Below are 14,808 nucleotides of genomic sequence, written 5' to 3'. Positions count from 1 at the left end.
CCGTGGGCCCGCCGCCATCCGCCATCCATGGCGGGGGGCGGCTCTCGCGGCATCCATGCCGCTCGGCCCACTCCGCGAGACCTGCGTTCAGCCTGCACCCAAGTCGCGATTGTCGTCGCCTGGACTTGCTGCGTAGAAGATCAAAAGCAACGGCAAAAGCTTCCCGGCTGAAGCCGGTCCCACAAAGTGCGCCGCCAATCTCAATGACTGCATGCGGTGCTTTTAGTGGGACCGGCTTTAGCCGGGAAGGGGCAGAAAGGAGCGCTATCCATGTCGGGATTTTCCGCAGATGCCTCGAACCAACATCGATCGCACATTTTTGATTGTCCTGCGAGCGGGACGATCTATCGCGTTTGCACCCTCTAATCACGCATTACCTCACAGGGTAGGATGACGCCACTTGATCGCCAGGCGGCGATTCTCACCTTGGGAAGCACTTTATGAAACTCTTGCACATCGATTCCAGCATCCTCGGCGATCACTCCGCTTCGCGTCAGTTGAGCCGCAGTGTCGTTCAGTCTTTTACCGCTATCACCCCTGATACTCAGGTGGTTTACCGCGATCTGGCGAATGAGCCACTCAATCATTTCTCCGGCGCCACGCTGGCCGCTGCCGGTACGCCGGTGGAAGGGCGTGACGCGGCGCAGGCGCTGGAAGTGGAAACCAACGAAGCGACGCTGGAAGAGTTTCTGTCGTCTGACGTGGTGGTCATCGGTGCGCCGATGTACAACTTCAGCATCCCGAGCCAGTTGAAGGCGTGGATTGACCGCATCTGTGTGGCCGGCCGCACCTTCCGCTACACCGAAGCCGGTCCGGAAGGGCTGTGCAAGGGTAAGAAAGTGATCGTCGTGTCGACCACCGGCGGTCTGCATCAGGGGCTGCCGAGCGGTGCCGGCCATGACGACCTGCTCAAGGTGGTGTTCGGTTTCATTGGCGTCACCGACCTGCACTTTGTCGTCGCCGAAGGTCTGGCTTATGGCGACGAGCCCCGTGCCGCTGCCATGGCTGCCGCGCAGAAGCACATCAGCGAAACGCTGTTCGCGTAAGCCCGACCCGTCGAGCGTTCCCGCGAGGGGCTCGAAGCGATAAAAAAGCGCCACCCGAAAGCCCTGTCATCACCGGCCTGCACGCCGTCTTTTGACGGGGCTTTCGTCGTTTTGCGGCCGCACGTTCAGCCCCGCGACAGCCTTTATGACTTCTTTGCGCGTAACCTCTTCGAAGCACCGTAGAATGCCGGCCCATCCGGTCGGTTCTGCGTCAAACGGCGGCCGACGTCTTCAATTCATCGAGCTTGGCCCGCCTTGTGCACCATTGATCCTCAAACGTTTCGGAATGTTATCGAACCCCACGGGTCAGATAGCGACAGACGCCGTTTTCGCGGGGCTTTGGCCCTTGAGCGTCTGAATGGCCAGGCATGGGTTGATAAGGTGAGGGGCATTGCAATGATGCGTCTTTGTGCAGTGATGATGATCAGCCTGCTGGGCAGCCTGATTTCGGTGCAGGCCAGTGAGCTGCAGAGCTGGAGCGTGGGCTTTCACGAGCTGACGTTTCTCGATCCGCTGGATTCCCGGCCCATGCACGCCTACGCCTTTTACCCCTCCACCGACGATGAGCACGTCACCCGCGTTCAGGGTTATCCGATTGAGGCGTCGGAAGACGCGACCATTGCCATGGGCCGTTTCCCGCTGCTGATGCTGTCTCACGGCAACACCGGCACGCCGCTGGCGCAACATGACTTGGCGACGTCCTTGGCGCGCAAGGGGTTTGTCGTCGTGGCGGTGTTCCATCCGGGCGACAACTACATGGACCACAGCCGTCTGGGCAGCCTGAGCAATCTCTACGGCCGCCCGCTGCAAATATCCGAAGCCATCAGTGCCGCATTGATCGACCCGATGCTGTCGCCGTACATCAGCGCGCGTCGGGTTGGGGTGATCGGTTATTCGGCGGGTGGCGAAACGGCATTGATTCTCGCCGGTGCCCAGCCTGATCTGCAGCGTCTGCGCCATTACTGCACCGAGCGCCCGCAGGACCGGGATGCCTGCAAGACCCAGGGCGAACTGGTGGCGGACCGTGATGACCTGCACGCCCAGGCCGATCCCCGAGTAGGCGCATTGATGTTGATGGCGCCGCTGGGGTTGATGTTTGGTCGGCAGACCCTGGCGGATGTGCACGTGCCGGTGTTGCTGTACAGCGGCGACGGCGACGAACTGCTCGCCATCGACAAGAACGCCGAAGCGCTGGCGCGCAAGCTGCCCGATGTCTCGGATTTCAAACTGTTCGCCGGGGCGGGGCACTTTGTGTTCATGGCGCCCTGTGATGACGAGCAACGCGCCACCCAGCCCGGGCTGTGCACCGACGCCATTGGCGTCAATCGCGAAAGCATTCACCGCGACCTGAGCACGGAAGCCGTGCGCTTTTTCGGCACCGCCCTGGGCTCGCCGACCAGCACCGCCGGCATGCAGACCGCGGCGCATCGCGAGTTCGAACCCGCCAACACCCTGGATCAGTAAGGCTCACTTAGAACCTGAGCACACCCGCGCTGCCTACTGGGCGTCCGCCGCGGGTGAGGGCGTGGGCTTGCCACGAATCACTTTGCCGCGTCGCTCGGCAATCTCCCGCGCCTGACCATCACGCTGCCCGCCGGTACGTGCCTCGCTGATCAACGCCGGAATCAGCGGCCCTTCCGGCAGATTTTTCCAGAACCGCGCCGGAAGATGGCCCTGCATGACTTTCGGATTGAGCCGCGCCGGATTGAAGATGTGGCTGTAGTAGGTCAACCAGAGATTGCCATGGGGATCGTCGGCATTGCGCGCCAGCGACTGCCACGCCTCCGGGCACACTGGCTGATGAATCAGCTGTTTGCCGTCATAGAACACGCCGTCCTTGGGCGTCGCGATCATCCAGCGATGACGACCCATGCGCCCGATGAAATGCTCACTGGCGGTGCGCAGAATGTCATGGGCGGGCTCGTGCCACGCGACGTATTCCGGCAGGCAGGTCATCTCCAGCAACGCCGCCTTGGCCGCGACGTCTTCGGCATTTTCGATCACCGGCAGCGCTACGAAGCGCAAGAATGCATGGAGATGATGGGCTTCACGGCTGACCTGTTTCAGGCGCCGGTGCAGTTCGCTGCCGAGTTTGTCGCCGGCCAACATGGCCGTGCGATCACCGTGGCTCACGCGCCATAGCACTTCATAGAGCAGCGTCCAGCGCTGATCGCCGCAGAATTGCGCCGCGTTTTGCAGCAGTTCCAGCAATTCCAGGGGAATGCGCGCGCGGAACGGACCAGATTCGTCGGGGTAATCGGTGTCGCTGGCGAACAGGTCGGCGTCCTGCTGCACGCTCCAGCTCACTTGGTCCGGGTTGATCTGATGGCTCATCAGCCAGCGCGCCTGCTGCCGCCAGGTGTCGAATGAGTCGGCGCAATCGAGAATGATCATCCCCACAGCGCCATTTGTTGCGGCTGCGGTTTGTCCCGCAGTTGCTCGCGCAGATCGATGCTTGAACTCTCGGCCTGACGCGGATGGTAGTCGCTGGTGATGATGAACGGCTTGGCCTTGGCCAGCACGCAGCGCAGGCGGGTCAGGTCTTCATAGCGAATGCGACGCTGGCGGCGCAGTTCGACCAGACGCTTGGTGGTGCGGATGCCGATGCCGGGGATCCGCGCGATCATCGCCGGCTCCGCGCGGTTGAGGTCCAGCGGGAAGATGTCGCGGTGCTCCAGCGCCCAGGCCAGTTTCGGGTCGATGTCCAGGGCCAGATGCCCCGGGCCTTGCAGCAACTCGTTGGCGCTGTAGCCATAACTGCGCAGCAGGAAGTCGGCCTGATACAGCCGGTGCTCGCGCATCAACGGCGGCGCGGCGTGGGGCACGCTTTTCGGGCTGTTGGGAATCGGGCTGAACGCGGAGTAGTAGACGCGCTTGAGGCGGAAGTCGCCGTACAGCGATTCAGCGGTGTGCAGGATGGTGCTGTCATCGGTTTCGTCGGCACCGACAATCATCTGCGTGCTTTGACCGGCCGGCGTGAATTTTGGCGCCCGCGGCTCGTTGAGAATGGTTTGCTGGCCGGTGTAGATGGTTTGCATGGCCTGCTTGATCGAGCCCATTTCCTTTTCCGGCGCGAGGGTCTGCAGGCCCAGCTGAGTCGGCAGCTCGATGTTGACGCTGAGGCGATCGGCGTAGCGGCCGGCTTCTTCGATCAGCGCGGGATCGGCTTCGGGGATCGTCTTCAGGTGGATGTAGCCACGGAACTCGTGGTCTTCACGCAGCAGTTTGGCTACGCGAATCAGCTGTTCCATGGTGTAGTCCGCCGAGCGGATAATCCCGGAGCTGAGAAACAACCCGCTGACGCAGTTGCGGCGGTAGAAGTCCATGGTCAGCGTGACCACTTCTTCGGGGCTGAAGCGTGCGCGGGGCACGTCGCTGGACCGGCGATTGACGCAGTACTGGCAATCGTACAGACAGAAGTTGGTGAGGAGGATTTTCAGCAGCGAGACACAGCGCCCGTCAGGGGTGTAACTGTGGCAGATGCCCATGCCGGTGCTCGAGCCGAGGCCGGATTTGCCCTCGGAACTGCGCTTGGGTGCGGCACTGCTGGCGCAGGAAGCGTCGTACTTGGCCGCGTCGGCGAGGATGCTCAGCTTGTCGATCAGCTGCATGGATTTTCTCGATACTGTTTTTATGTACAGTATCGAGTTGTCCGGGGATGAACAAGGGCCGATCGGATGGATGGCCGGTCGATCAACTGATGCGCTGTACCAATTCCTTCAATTCACCAAAATCTTTGACGCGATGGAAGTTGGCATTCCCCATGAAGGCCGAGAAATCCGTGTCGCCATAGCCCGCCACCTGCGCACCGGCACCCAGCCCGGCCTCGACGCCCGGTATGCTGTCTTCCACCAGCAGGCACTGAGTCGGCGGCAGGCCCAGCAATTCTGCAGCGTGTTCGATCAGTATCGGGGACGGTTTCCACGATTGCACTTCATAGGCACTGACGATCAGGCCATGGAACACGTCCAGCAGGCCGACGGTGCTCAGACAGGTTTCGATCTTGCTGCGCGGGCCGTTGGAGGCGACACATTTAGGCAGCGACAGGTTGCGCACGAACTCGACCGCGCCGGGCATTTCTTCCAGCCGTTCCCGCAGCAGCGGCAGGGTGCGCGCGCGGAATTCGGTTTCGATGTCGTCGCTGGGCAGCCACGGATAGTCGCGGCACAGGCCTTCCAGGCACAGCGCAAACTGCACGCCACGAAAGCGTTGCAGCACTTCGTCAACGGTCAGCAACACCTGGTGTTTGTTAAGGATGTCGCGCAGCAAGCCGGCTGCGAGCCGTTCGCTGTCAACCAGGGTTCCGTCGCAGTCAAAAATGACGCCGGCAATATTCAAACAGGGTTCTCCTTCTTTCTCGATCAGGTTGCCTGATCGGAATGCATGTGCAGATGTCTGGAATCCGGGTAGGGGCTGTTCGACCGGCATTATCCCGAAAAGTTGGCATCGATGTTCGGGCACTGACTTACGGTACGGCCCGTTCGGTCCACCCTACGGCAGTGCAGGCCTTTGAACAGTAGTGCGAGCAGGCCGACGGCTTGATCGTCAGGCCTGCACATGAAGCGCCGGTTACAGCTCGACCGGCGTGACCAGCGTCCCTTTCTCGAAATGACCACTGACGTTGGCGAACACCAGATCGGCCATGGCCTGGCGCGTTTCGTAGGTCCCCGAGCCGATGTGCGGGGTCAGCACCACATTGTCCAGCTTCAACAGCTCGGCTGGCACATTGGGTTCGTCTTCGAACACGTCGAGGCCGGCGCCGGCGATTTCCGAGGCCAGCAGCGAAGCTACGAGGGCCTTCTCGTCGACAACGCTGCCGCGAGCGACGTTGATCAGAAACGACTTGGGTCCGAGCGCCCTAAGCACTTCGGCGTCGATCAGGTGCTGGGTGTCCGGGCCACCGGGGACGATGACAATCAGGTAGTCCGAGTCCTGAGCCAGGTGCTGAAGGTTGTTGTAGTGCTGGTAGGACACATCGTCATAGGCCCGACCACGGCGGAAGTAGGCGATGTTCATCTCGAACGCAGCAGCACGTTTGGCGATGGTCTTGCCGATCTTGCCCAGACCGACGATGCCGCAGGTCTTGCCGCACAGGTCGTTGCCCAGGGGAAATTTGCCGTTGGGCCACTGGCCGGCCCGCACGAAGCGCTCCGCTTCGCTGATGCGCCGGGATACGCCGAGCATCAGCGCCATGGCGGTTTCGGCGACGGCGTTGTTGAGCACGTCGGGGGTGTTGCTCAGTTTGATGCCACGGCGCGCCAGGTACTGAGTGTCGACCGCGTCATAGCCGACGCCGAAGCTGTTGACCACCTCCAGATTCGGCAGGCGATCGAGAATGGCGTTGTCAGTGCCGAACACGCCGCTGGTGACGACGCCGCGCACCTTGGTCCCGTGCTGGTCGGCCCAGGTGTCGATGTCGTTGATGTCGGCGAGTTTGTGCACGCGGTAATCGCGCTCTAGGTTTTGCATCAGCGAGGCGTGCATCGGGCCCCAGACCAAAATGTCGGCTTTCTTGTCACTCATTGTGTTCTCCTTTGTCAGGCCAGATAGGTGTCGGTGCTCAGCACCTCGGCATAGGCAAAGCCCAACGCTGACATGAATGCGGCGTGAACCTGGGCGGCAGGCACTACGCTGCCTTCGAATTCCAGGTCGCGGCTGGCGCAGGCGTCGTGGATGACTTTGACGGTGTAACCGAGGTCCGCCGCCGCACGGGTGGTGGCGTCGATGCACATGTGGCTCATGGAACCGATGATGACCAGGTTCTCGATGCCTTTGTCTTTGAGCAGCGCTTGCAGCCCGGTTTCACGAAACGAGTTGGGGAAGTGCTTGAGCACCACCGTTTCGCTTTCAAGGTTCAGGACTTTGGGGTGCAGCTTTGCGCCATCGGAGCCAGGGGTGAAGAAGGGTGCGTCGGCGCCTGATTCATGGCGGATGAACACGACCAGATCCCCGGCGTCCCGAGCGGCCTGAATCACCTTGGCGGCGTTGTCGGCGGCGGCATCGGCGCCTGCGAGGGGCCATTTGCCGCCGGGAAAGTAGTCGTTCTGGATATCGACTACGATGAGCGCTGTGGTGGACATTCGGGCTTCCTTGTTGAATGGGTAGGGTGGGTCAGAGTAATGCCTGCCCGAGCGTAGGGCCACTCCCGCTTCGCAGCTTGAACGCGATGTTTTTGTGGGACCGTATCCAGCCCTGTTTGAATCAGCAGCGCTCCCCGCTGTCCATAGCCCGCCACCCCGTTTGAGTAACCAGCGAGAAGTCATGCCCGTGAATGGAATCAGCCGCCACCTCCATGCCCTAGCCAGCCTGATTCTGCTGGCGGTCCTCGCCGGTTGCAGCGCGCAACGCAGCCAGGAACCCGCGCCGGAACCCTCGGTGGTGCGCAGTGAAATCGTGCGGTTGTTGCCCGCCACTGTCGCCGACCGCCAGGGCTGGGCCCAGGACATTCAGCGGGCATTCGAGGCGCAGCACATCAACCCCAGCGTTGAAAACCTCTGTTCCGTGCTGGCCGTGACCGAGCAGGAATCCAATTTCCAGGTCGACCCGGCCGTCCCCGGCATGGGCAAGATCGCCCAGGATGAAATTGACCGTCGCGCCAGCAAGGCGCACATCCCTAACCTGCTAGTGCGCAGCGCACTGGACATCCGCTCCTCGACCGGCAAGACCTTCAACGAACGCCTCAGCGCCGCCCGCACGGAAAAAGACCTGAGCGCAATCTTCGATGACTTCATCGACATGGTGCCGCTGGGTCGTACCCTGTTCGGCAATTTCAACCCCGTGCACACCGCCGGGCCCATGCAGGTCAGCATCGAATTTGCCGAGCGCCAGGCCCGGGATTATCCGTATCCGGTGGAGGGTTCTATTCGCCATGAAGTGTTCAGCCGTCGCGGCGGCATGTACTTCGGCATCGCCCACCTGCTGGGTTATCCGGTCAGCTATGACAGGCCGCTGTACCGCTTCGCCGACTTCAACGCCGGCTGGTACGCCAGCCGTAATGCGGCGTTCCAGAGCGCTCTGGCGCGGGTGTCCGGCAAACGTCTGGCGCTGGATGGCGACCTGATCAGCTACGGTTTCGGCCCGGCGCTGGGGCAGACCGAACTGGCGGTTCGCAGCCTCTACCCGCAGCTGGACATGCGCAACACGACCATCCGCAGCCAGTTGGAGAAGGGCGAAACCCTGGCCTTCGAAGACACCGAGCTGTACGCGAAGATTTTCGCCATGGCCGACAAGGCCGCCGGCAAGCCGCTGCCGAGGGCGATTTTGCCGGGCATCGTGCTGGAAAGTCCGAAGATCACCCGCAAGCTGACCACGGCCTGGTTCGCCCAGCGGGTGGACGAGCGGCGGGTTCGCTGCATGGCGCGGGCGTCCGGGTCATTGAAGTGAGGGCGTGATTGTCAAAAGCTTCCCGGCTAAAGCCGGTCCCACATTCAATTTGCAGGAGGCACCCCTTGTGAGCCGTGACATCGAAACACCGATCATCATCACCAGCAGCAACCCCGTGGCCGAAGAGCAGGCCGCGGATGCTCAGGTCGCTGACGCCATGCTGTTCGGATCGCCGAAAGACCGGCTGGACTTCTACCGCAAGGAGATCCAGTACGAGACGGCCATCCTCTCCAACCGCACCAACGCCTATTTGTCCGCGCAATCGTTTCTGGTGATCGCCTTCGCCTCGTCGATGGCTAATCTCAATCCCGAGTGGGGCAAGATGTTCACGCTGGTGGTGCCGCCATTCCTGACACTGCTCGGGCTGATCAGCTCCATGCACGCCTGGCCCGGCATCCGCGCCGCTTACGAAATCATCGATCACTGGCATTTCAAGCAGGCTCAATTGCTCAGCAGCCAGCCGGCCATGGGGCTCGCCTACGACGACTCGCCCCTGTTCAGCGAGCACGAATCCAGCGAGAAGGGCTATCGTAAATCGCTGATGTTCTCCATGCGCACGCCGTGGCTGTTCACCGTGTTCTGGTTTTTGCTGGGGGCCTTTTCCATCTATGTTCAAGTGGTCGACAGCGTGTTTTAAGGCCGTGACGATCGCGCCGATAAAGAAACAGCGAAAACGGGCTGATGTTACCTTGACACCAAGTCATGGCAGGCGTATTTCGTCTGCCCGGTTCACGCCCGTTGCAGCGCCTGCAAACCCGTTAGCCAGACAGCCTGTTGGTCCGCGCCTTGCAACAACTTGCCGCTCAACGTTCCGTGCTGTTTTTTTGACCATTCCGCATATTTCACAGGCCCGCTCAAGTCGACCAACTCTAACTCTCGACGTGCACTCACTGGAGCCACCCTCATGGCAGCATTGCAACAAATCACCGTTGACGCGCTCAAGCGCTCGGAATCCCAGCTTGCCGTTCAGTGGCACGCCGACCTGGAAGCCAGCGGCGCGACACGCAATCTCAAAACCGAAGAGATTCGCCAGCAAGTTACCGACTTCCTGCGCCTGCTGACGTCGACCCTCGAGAAGGGTGGCTCGGTCAACATCACCACCACCGAGTGGGATGACGTTCGCCACTTCCTGGAAAAACTCTCCAGCCAGCGTGCGTTGGCCGGTCAGGATTCCCAGCAGACCGCCAGCTTCATCTTCGCCCTCAAGGGCCCGTTGTTCACCCAACTGCAGCGCGACTTCGCCGACCAGCCCGCGCTGGTTGCCGAGCAAGTGATGCAGATTTCCGAACTGCTCGATGGCCTCGGCCTGCACACCATTCGCACCTATCAGAAGTCCCGCGAGGCGGTGATCAAGCGTCAGCAGGAAGAGCTGCTCGAGCTGTCCACCCCCGTGGTGAAACTGTGGGACGGCGTTCTGGCGTTGCCGATGATCGGCACGCTGGATTCGCAACGCACCCAAGTGGTCATGGAATCCCTGTTGCAGCGCATCGTCGACACCGGCGCGGAAATCGCGATCATCGACATCACCGGTGTGCCGACCGTCGACACCCTGGTGGCCCAGCACTTGCTCAAGACCGTCACGGCGATTCGCCTGATGGGCGCGGATTGCATCATCAGCGGTGTGCGTCCGCAGATTGCCCAGACCATCGTGCACCTGGGCCTGGATCTGCAAGGCGTGGTCACCAAAGCCAACCTCGCCGACGCGCTGGCACTGGCCCTGCGCCGTCTCGGCGTCACCATTACCAAGGCGGTATGAGCCCATGGAGCGCATCCCGATTCTGCAGATGGGCGACTTTCTGCTCGTCACTATCCAGGTGGACATGCATGACCAACTGGCGATGACGCTGCAGGACGACTTGTCCGAACGCATCAGCCGTACCTCGGCCCGTGGCGTGCTCATCGACATCTCCGCGCTGGACATGGTCGATTCGTTCATTGGCCGGATGATCGGCATGATTTCCGGCCTGTCGCGGATCATGGACGCCGAAACCGTGCTGGTGGGCATGCAGCCTGCTGTCGCCATCACTCTGGTCGAACTGGGCATGACCCTGCCGGGCGTCAGCACTGCGCTGAACGTCGAGCGCGGCATGAAACTGCTGCGCGAGAGAGCCTATTCCCAATGAGCGTGCGCAGCAGCGGCACTCAACCCATTCGCATCGAGCAGGACGTCGTGCTCGCCCGCCAGACCACTCGCAAGCTTGCCCAGGAATGCGGCATGCGCCTGATCGACCTGACCAAACTGGTGACAGCGGTCAGCGAGCTGGCGCGCAACACCATGGTCTATGGCGGCGGCGGTGACATGGACTGGCAGATCATCGAGGACGGCGTGCGCGTTGGCCTGAGCCTGACCTTTCGCGACGAAGGTCCGGGGATTCCCGACCTGAAGCTGGCGATGACCGACGGCTGGACCTCCGGCGGCGGTCTGGGCCTTGGCCTGACCGGTGCCAAGCGGCTGGTGGACGACTTCGAGCTGGACACCGCGCCCGGCGCAGGCACCCGTGTAACGATCTGCAAATGGACGTGAGCCTGCACAGCCACTTGACTCAGGTGTTGCCGATCGAGGACATCAGTCAGGTCGGCCACGCCCGACGCACCGCGCAAAAGCTCGCCGAACAAGCCGGCTTCGACGAGGCCGACTGCGGCCGCGTTGCGCTGGTCACCACGGAGCTGGCGAGCAACATTCTCAAGCACGCGCAGAGCGGCCAATTGCACGTGCGTGTGCTGCCCGGCGATGTTTCCGGCGACGCAGCTTCTGCGGTGCCGGGCGTCGAGATCATTGCCATCGACCGGGGCAAGGGGTTCGACGTGCAGAACTGCATGGCCGACGGCTTTTCCAGCCGTGGCACCCAGGGCATCGGCCTGGGCTCGATTCTGCGTCAGGCGCAAGTGTTCGACGTGCACAGCGACGCTCGCGGCAGCGCGCTGCTGACGCGTTTCTTTCCACGCAAAAGCGTGGTGAAGGACCTGCGCATGGGCATCGCGCAGCAGTCGCTGCACGATGACCCGGCCTGTGGCGATGTGTGGGAAGTTGCGGTCAAGGGCCAACAGGTGGCGATCATGATGATCGACGGCCTGGGCCATGGCCCTGAGGCGGAAGAGGCCGGGATGGCCGGTGCCCGGGCGTTCATGAGAAATCCCTTCGCTGATCCTGGCGTGCTGCTGGAAGACCTGCACTTCGACATGCGCGGCAGCCGGGGCGGCGCGGCTGCGCTGGCGCTGTATGATGGCGCGTCGGGCAAGCTGCGCTTCATCGGCATCGGCAATATCGGCGCGACGCTGATCGGCGACGACAAAACCCGGGGCATACCCTCGCACCCGGGCATTGTCGGCCTGCAATACCGGAAGATTCCGCCCATCGACTACGCCGACTGCACCGGTCAGTTGCTGATCATGTTCAGCGACGGCCTGCAATCGCGTTGGAATCTTCGCGACTATCCGGGTCTGATGTACCGACACCCGGCGATCATTGCAGCGGTGTTACACCGCGATTATTGCCGGGGCAGGGACGACGTAACGGTATTGGTGATGGCTCTGGAGACGCTCGATGACTGACAACACTGCCCGCGAGACGCTCGAGGGCTCCCCCGCACTGGCGACCGAACTCGAGCTCCAGCGCGTGCGAGCCGAAGCGGCAGCCCTTCGCGCCGAGCTCGACGAGACGAACCAGGGCGTACTTGCCCTGTACGGCGAGCTCGACATGCAGGCCGAGCAGCTGCGCCAGGCGTCTGACCTGAAAAGCCGTTTTCTGGCCTACATGAGCCATGAGTTCCGTACGCCGCTGGGTTCGATCCTGAGTATCGCGAGCCTGCTGTCCGACGAGTTGGACGGCACGTTGAGCCCGGAACAGCACAAGCAGGTCGCCTTTGTCAGCAACGCCGCGCGGGAATTGAGCGACATGGTCGATGACCTGCTCGACCTGGCGAAGATCGAAGCGGGCCGCATTTCCATCTCGCCGGCGTGGTTTGACATGTTCGATCTGTTTTCGGCGCTGCGCGGGATGTTCCGGCCTATCGTCGACACCTCGGCCGTGGACCTCATCTTCGAAGAGCCCGCGGGTCTGCCGAGGCTCTACACCGATGATCAGAAGCTCGGGCAGATCCTGCGCAACTTCATTTCCAACTCCCTGAAATTCACCCAGCGCGGCGAAGTACGGGTGTCGGCGCGGCTGGAGTCCGAGGACTCGATTCGCTTTGCGGTGACCGACACCGGCATCGGTATTCCTCAGGAGCTCCACGGCGCGCTGTTCGAAGATTTCATTCAGGTCGACTCGCCGCTGCAAAAACGCCTGCGCGGGACGGGGCTGGGTTTGTCCCTGTGCAAACGCTTCGCCGAATTGCTCGGTGGTCATGTGGGCGTGGAGAGCGAGCCCGGTGTCGGCTCGACGTTTTATGTGGTGATCCCGTTGGCACTGGCCCAGGAGCCTGCGGATGAAGCCTGAAACCCGGCTGCTGATCGTTGATGACAACACCGCGACCCGCTACGCCCTGCGTCGGCGCATGGAGCGCCAGGGCTTTGTGGTCTCGGAAGCCGGCACCGGCACCGAAGGCCTTGCGCTGATCGCCGAGCGGATCCCCGACGCGCTGATTCTGGACGTCAACCTGCCGGACATGAGCGGCTTCGACATCGTTCGGCAGTTGCGCGCTGCGCCCCGCACGGCGCTGTTGCCGGTGGTCCACGTCTCTGCGGCCTCGATCCAGACCGGCGACATCGTGACCGGCCTTGAAGCCGGCGCGGACGCGTATCTGGTCCACCCGGTCGACCCCGACGTGCTGCTCGCCACCCTGCGTACACTGCTGCGGGTGCGGGATACCGAATACGCGTTGCGTGACAGCGAAGAGCGCTTTCGCGAAATTTTCGCCAACGTCTCGGCGCCGATTGCGGTGATGGACGGCCATCTGAAAGTCCACGAAGCCAACCATGCCTTTGCCCAGTTGCTGGGGCAGGCCGCTGGCGACAACTCGGTGCTGCGCAGCTTCAGCGAAGACCAGGGCTCGGCGCTGGACGGGCTGCGTGAAGCGCTGGAAGCGGGCGAGCGCTGGATGGGCACGCTGAGCATGCGGGTCAAGGGCGAGCTGCGCGAAACCGAATGGCAGGTGTCGCCGTATCGGGTCAGCGGCATGAGCCTGGTCTTCATCGAAGACGTCACCGAGCACCGCCGCCGCGAACAGTCGCATCTGCAGCAGCTGGACTCGGTCAACAGCCGGCTCGCCCACGAAGTCGCCGAGCGCGCCCGGACCGAAGAGCAGTTGCTGCAGGCGCAGAAAATGGACGCCATCGGCAAGCTCACCGGCGGCATCGCCCACGACTTCAACAACCTCTTGACGGGCATCGTCACCGGGCTTGAGCTGATCAAGAAGCGCACCGAAGACGGTCGCACCGAAAAAGTCATGACCTACGCCGATGCCGCATTGGCGTCGGCGAAAAGCGCGTCGGCATTGACCCATCGTCTGCTGGCCTTTGCTCGCCAGCAGCCCCTCGACACCCGCGCTGCGGACGTCAATCAGTACGTGCGCTCCCTTGAAGACCTGCTGGGCCGCACCATCGGCAAAGGTATCTGCCTGACCCTTGAGCTGACGTCGCGCAGCGCCGTGGCGATGGTCGACGCCGGCCAGCTCGAAAGCGCCGTGCTCAATCTGGTGATCAACGCCCGTGACGCGTTGCCCGCGGGCGGAAACATCTGGATCAGTACCTTCGAGACCTATTCCCAGGGTCATTCCCGCATGGCGGACGGCGCGTACATTGCACTGACCGTGCGCGATGACGGCGTCGGCATCGAGCACCATCTGATCGATAAAGTGTTCGACCCGTTCTTCACCACCAAGCCCATCGGCCAGGGCACCGGCCTGGGCCTGTCGACGATCTATGGTTTCGCCCGCCAGTCGGGTGGCGACGTGCAGATTCGCAGCGTTGTCGGCCACGGCACCGAGGTTACGCTGCTGCTGCCGGCGGCGGACGAGCAGCGCGTCGAGCCGCAGCAGCCTGCCGCCGTCGTCGCGCAGGGGGCAGGGGAGCACGTGCTGATCGTTGAAGACACGGCCTCGGTGCGCATGTTCGTCAATGAAATCCTCACCGATGCCGGTTATCGCTGCACCCCGGTTGCCGATGTCGGCACGGCGCTGTCCTGCCTGGAGCACGACGGCACTATCGACCTGTTGCTCACCGACGTCGGCATGCCCGAAATGAATGGCCGCGAGGTGGCCCAGCGCGGCCGAAGCTGGCGTCCTGACCTGCCGGTGCTGTTCATGACCGGCTACGCCGAGAACGCGCTCAATCGTCAGGACTTTTTGGGCGAACGGATGGATATGATTCTCAAACCCTTCCAGTTGGTGGAGTTTCTGTCGAAAGTAAGGGCCATGGTCGACAGCTGAATGCGAATGAA

Annotated in this window: 15 protein-coding genes; 10 read left to right on the top strand and 5 right to left on the bottom strand. The window is 62.4% G+C overall.

Annotation, left to right across the window (positions count from 1 at the left end; genetic code table 11):
• The first annotated feature begins 440 nt into the window (after nt 1-440).
• Nucleotides 441-1,046, top strand: a complete 606-nt coding sequence (locus ACYASU_RS18165; RefSeq protein WP_463583598.1) for an FMN-dependent NADH-azoreductase — start codon at nt 441-443, stop codon at nt 1,044-1,046.
• Between the two features lie 396 nt (nt 1,047-1,442).
• A complete protein-coding gene (locus tag ACYASU_RS18160) occupies nt 1,443-2,510 on the top strand; it encodes an alpha/beta hydrolase family protein (RefSeq protein ID WP_192172059.1) in 1,068 nt (355 codons plus the stop codon).
• 33 nt (nt 2,511-2,543) lie between these two features.
• On the opposite strand, the gene ACYASU_RS18155 is transcribed toward ACYASU_RS18160, so the two are convergent.
• The 5 genes from ACYASU_RS18155 to ACYASU_RS18135 all read right to left on the bottom strand — a co-directional run bounded on the left by ACYASU_RS18155 (nt 2,544) and on the right by ACYASU_RS18135 (nt 7,126).
• Nucleotides 2,544-3,440, bottom strand: coding sequence for a TIGR03915 family putative DNA repair protein (locus ACYASU_RS18155; RefSeq protein WP_463583597.1), 897 nt, complete (start codon nt 3,438-3,440; stop codon nt 2,544-2,546).
• Nucleotides 3,437-4,657 carry a putative DNA modification/repair radical SAM protein gene (locus ACYASU_RS18150; protein WP_192172057.1) on the bottom strand — a complete coding sequence of 407 codons (1,221 nt, stop codon included), beginning with the start codon at nt 4,655-4,657 and terminating at the stop codon, nt 3,437-3,439. Before ACYASU_RS18150 ends, ACYASU_RS18155 begins: the two co-directional genes overlap by 4 nt.
• 82 nt (nt 4,658-4,739) lie before the next feature.
• Complete coding sequence (locus ACYASU_RS18145) at nt 4,740-5,384, bottom strand: HAD family hydrolase (RefSeq protein WP_346626264.1); 645 nt, start codon at nt 5,382-5,384, stop codon at nt 4,740-4,742.
• 231 nt (nt 5,385-5,615) lie between these two features.
• Nucleotides 5,616-6,569 (bottom strand): 2-hydroxyacid dehydrogenase, encoded by a 954-nt coding sequence (locus tag ACYASU_RS18140; RefSeq protein ID WP_463583596.1) that lies wholly within the window; start codon nt 6,567-6,569, stop codon nt 5,616-5,618.
• 14 nt (nt 6,570-6,583) lie between these two features.
• Nucleotides 6,584-7,126, bottom strand: coding sequence for a cysteine hydrolase family protein (locus ACYASU_RS18135; RefSeq protein WP_346626262.1), 543 nt, complete (start codon nt 7,124-7,126; stop codon nt 6,584-6,586).
• Nucleotides 7,127-7,307: 181 nt separating this feature from the next.
• Between ACYASU_RS18135 and ACYASU_RS18130 the strand changes: the two genes are divergently transcribed.
• The 8 genes from ACYASU_RS18130 to ACYASU_RS18095 all read left to right on the top strand — a co-directional run bounded on the left by ACYASU_RS18130 (nt 7,308) and on the right by ACYASU_RS18095 (nt 14,797).
• The gene (locus tag ACYASU_RS18130; protein WP_463583595.1) at nt 7,308-8,429 is read left to right on the top strand and encodes a DUF1615 domain-containing protein; all 1,122 of its coding nucleotides are present in this window, start codon (nt 7,308-7,310) and stop codon (nt 8,427-8,429) included.
• 157 nt (nt 8,430-8,586) lie between these two features.
• Nucleotides 8,587-9,066, top strand: a complete 480-nt coding sequence (locus ACYASU_RS18125; RefSeq protein WP_192172290.1) for a hypothetical protein — start codon at nt 8,587-8,589, stop codon at nt 9,064-9,066.
• 267 nt (nt 9,067-9,333) lie between these two features.
• The gene (locus ACYASU_RS18120) at nt 9,334-10,185 is read left to right on the top strand and encodes an STAS domain-containing protein (protein ID WP_192172052.1); all 852 of its coding nucleotides are present in this window, start codon (nt 9,334-9,336) and stop codon (nt 10,183-10,185) included.
• A 4-nt stretch (nt 10,186-10,189) separates the two neighbouring features.
• The gene (locus ACYASU_RS18115; RefSeq protein ID WP_192172051.1) at nt 10,190-10,552 is read left to right on the top strand and encodes an STAS domain-containing protein; all 363 of its coding nucleotides are present in this window, start codon (nt 10,190-10,192) and stop codon (nt 10,550-10,552) included.
• Nucleotides 10,549-10,953, top strand: a complete 405-nt coding sequence (locus ACYASU_RS18110) for an anti-sigma regulatory factor (protein ID WP_192172050.1) — start codon at nt 10,549-10,551, stop codon at nt 10,951-10,953. The genes ACYASU_RS18115 and ACYASU_RS18110 overlap by 4 nt, the downstream gene beginning before the upstream one ends.
• Nucleotides 10,944-11,981 (top strand): ATP-binding protein, encoded by a 1,038-nt coding sequence (locus tag ACYASU_RS18105; protein WP_463583594.1) that lies wholly within the window; start codon nt 10,944-10,946, stop codon nt 11,979-11,981. The genes ACYASU_RS18110 and ACYASU_RS18105 overlap by 10 nt, the downstream gene beginning before the upstream one ends.
• Nucleotides 11,974-12,867, top strand: coding sequence for a sensor histidine kinase (locus ACYASU_RS18100; protein ID WP_192172048.1), 894 nt, complete (start codon nt 11,974-11,976; stop codon nt 12,865-12,867). Before ACYASU_RS18105 ends, ACYASU_RS18100 begins: the two co-directional genes overlap by 8 nt.
• Nucleotides 12,857-14,797 carry a response regulator gene (locus ACYASU_RS18095; protein WP_346626260.1) on the top strand — a complete coding sequence of 647 codons (1,941 nt, stop codon included), beginning with the start codon at nt 12,857-12,859 and terminating at the stop codon, nt 14,795-14,797. Before ACYASU_RS18100 ends, ACYASU_RS18095 begins: the two co-directional genes overlap by 11 nt.
• Nucleotides 14,798-14,808: the final 11 nt, after the last annotated feature.

The organism is Pseudomonas sp. HP_12, assembly GCF_055283955.1.
Note: the sequence above shows the minus strand (reverse complement) of the source record. Positions and strands in the feature narration are given on the sequence as shown.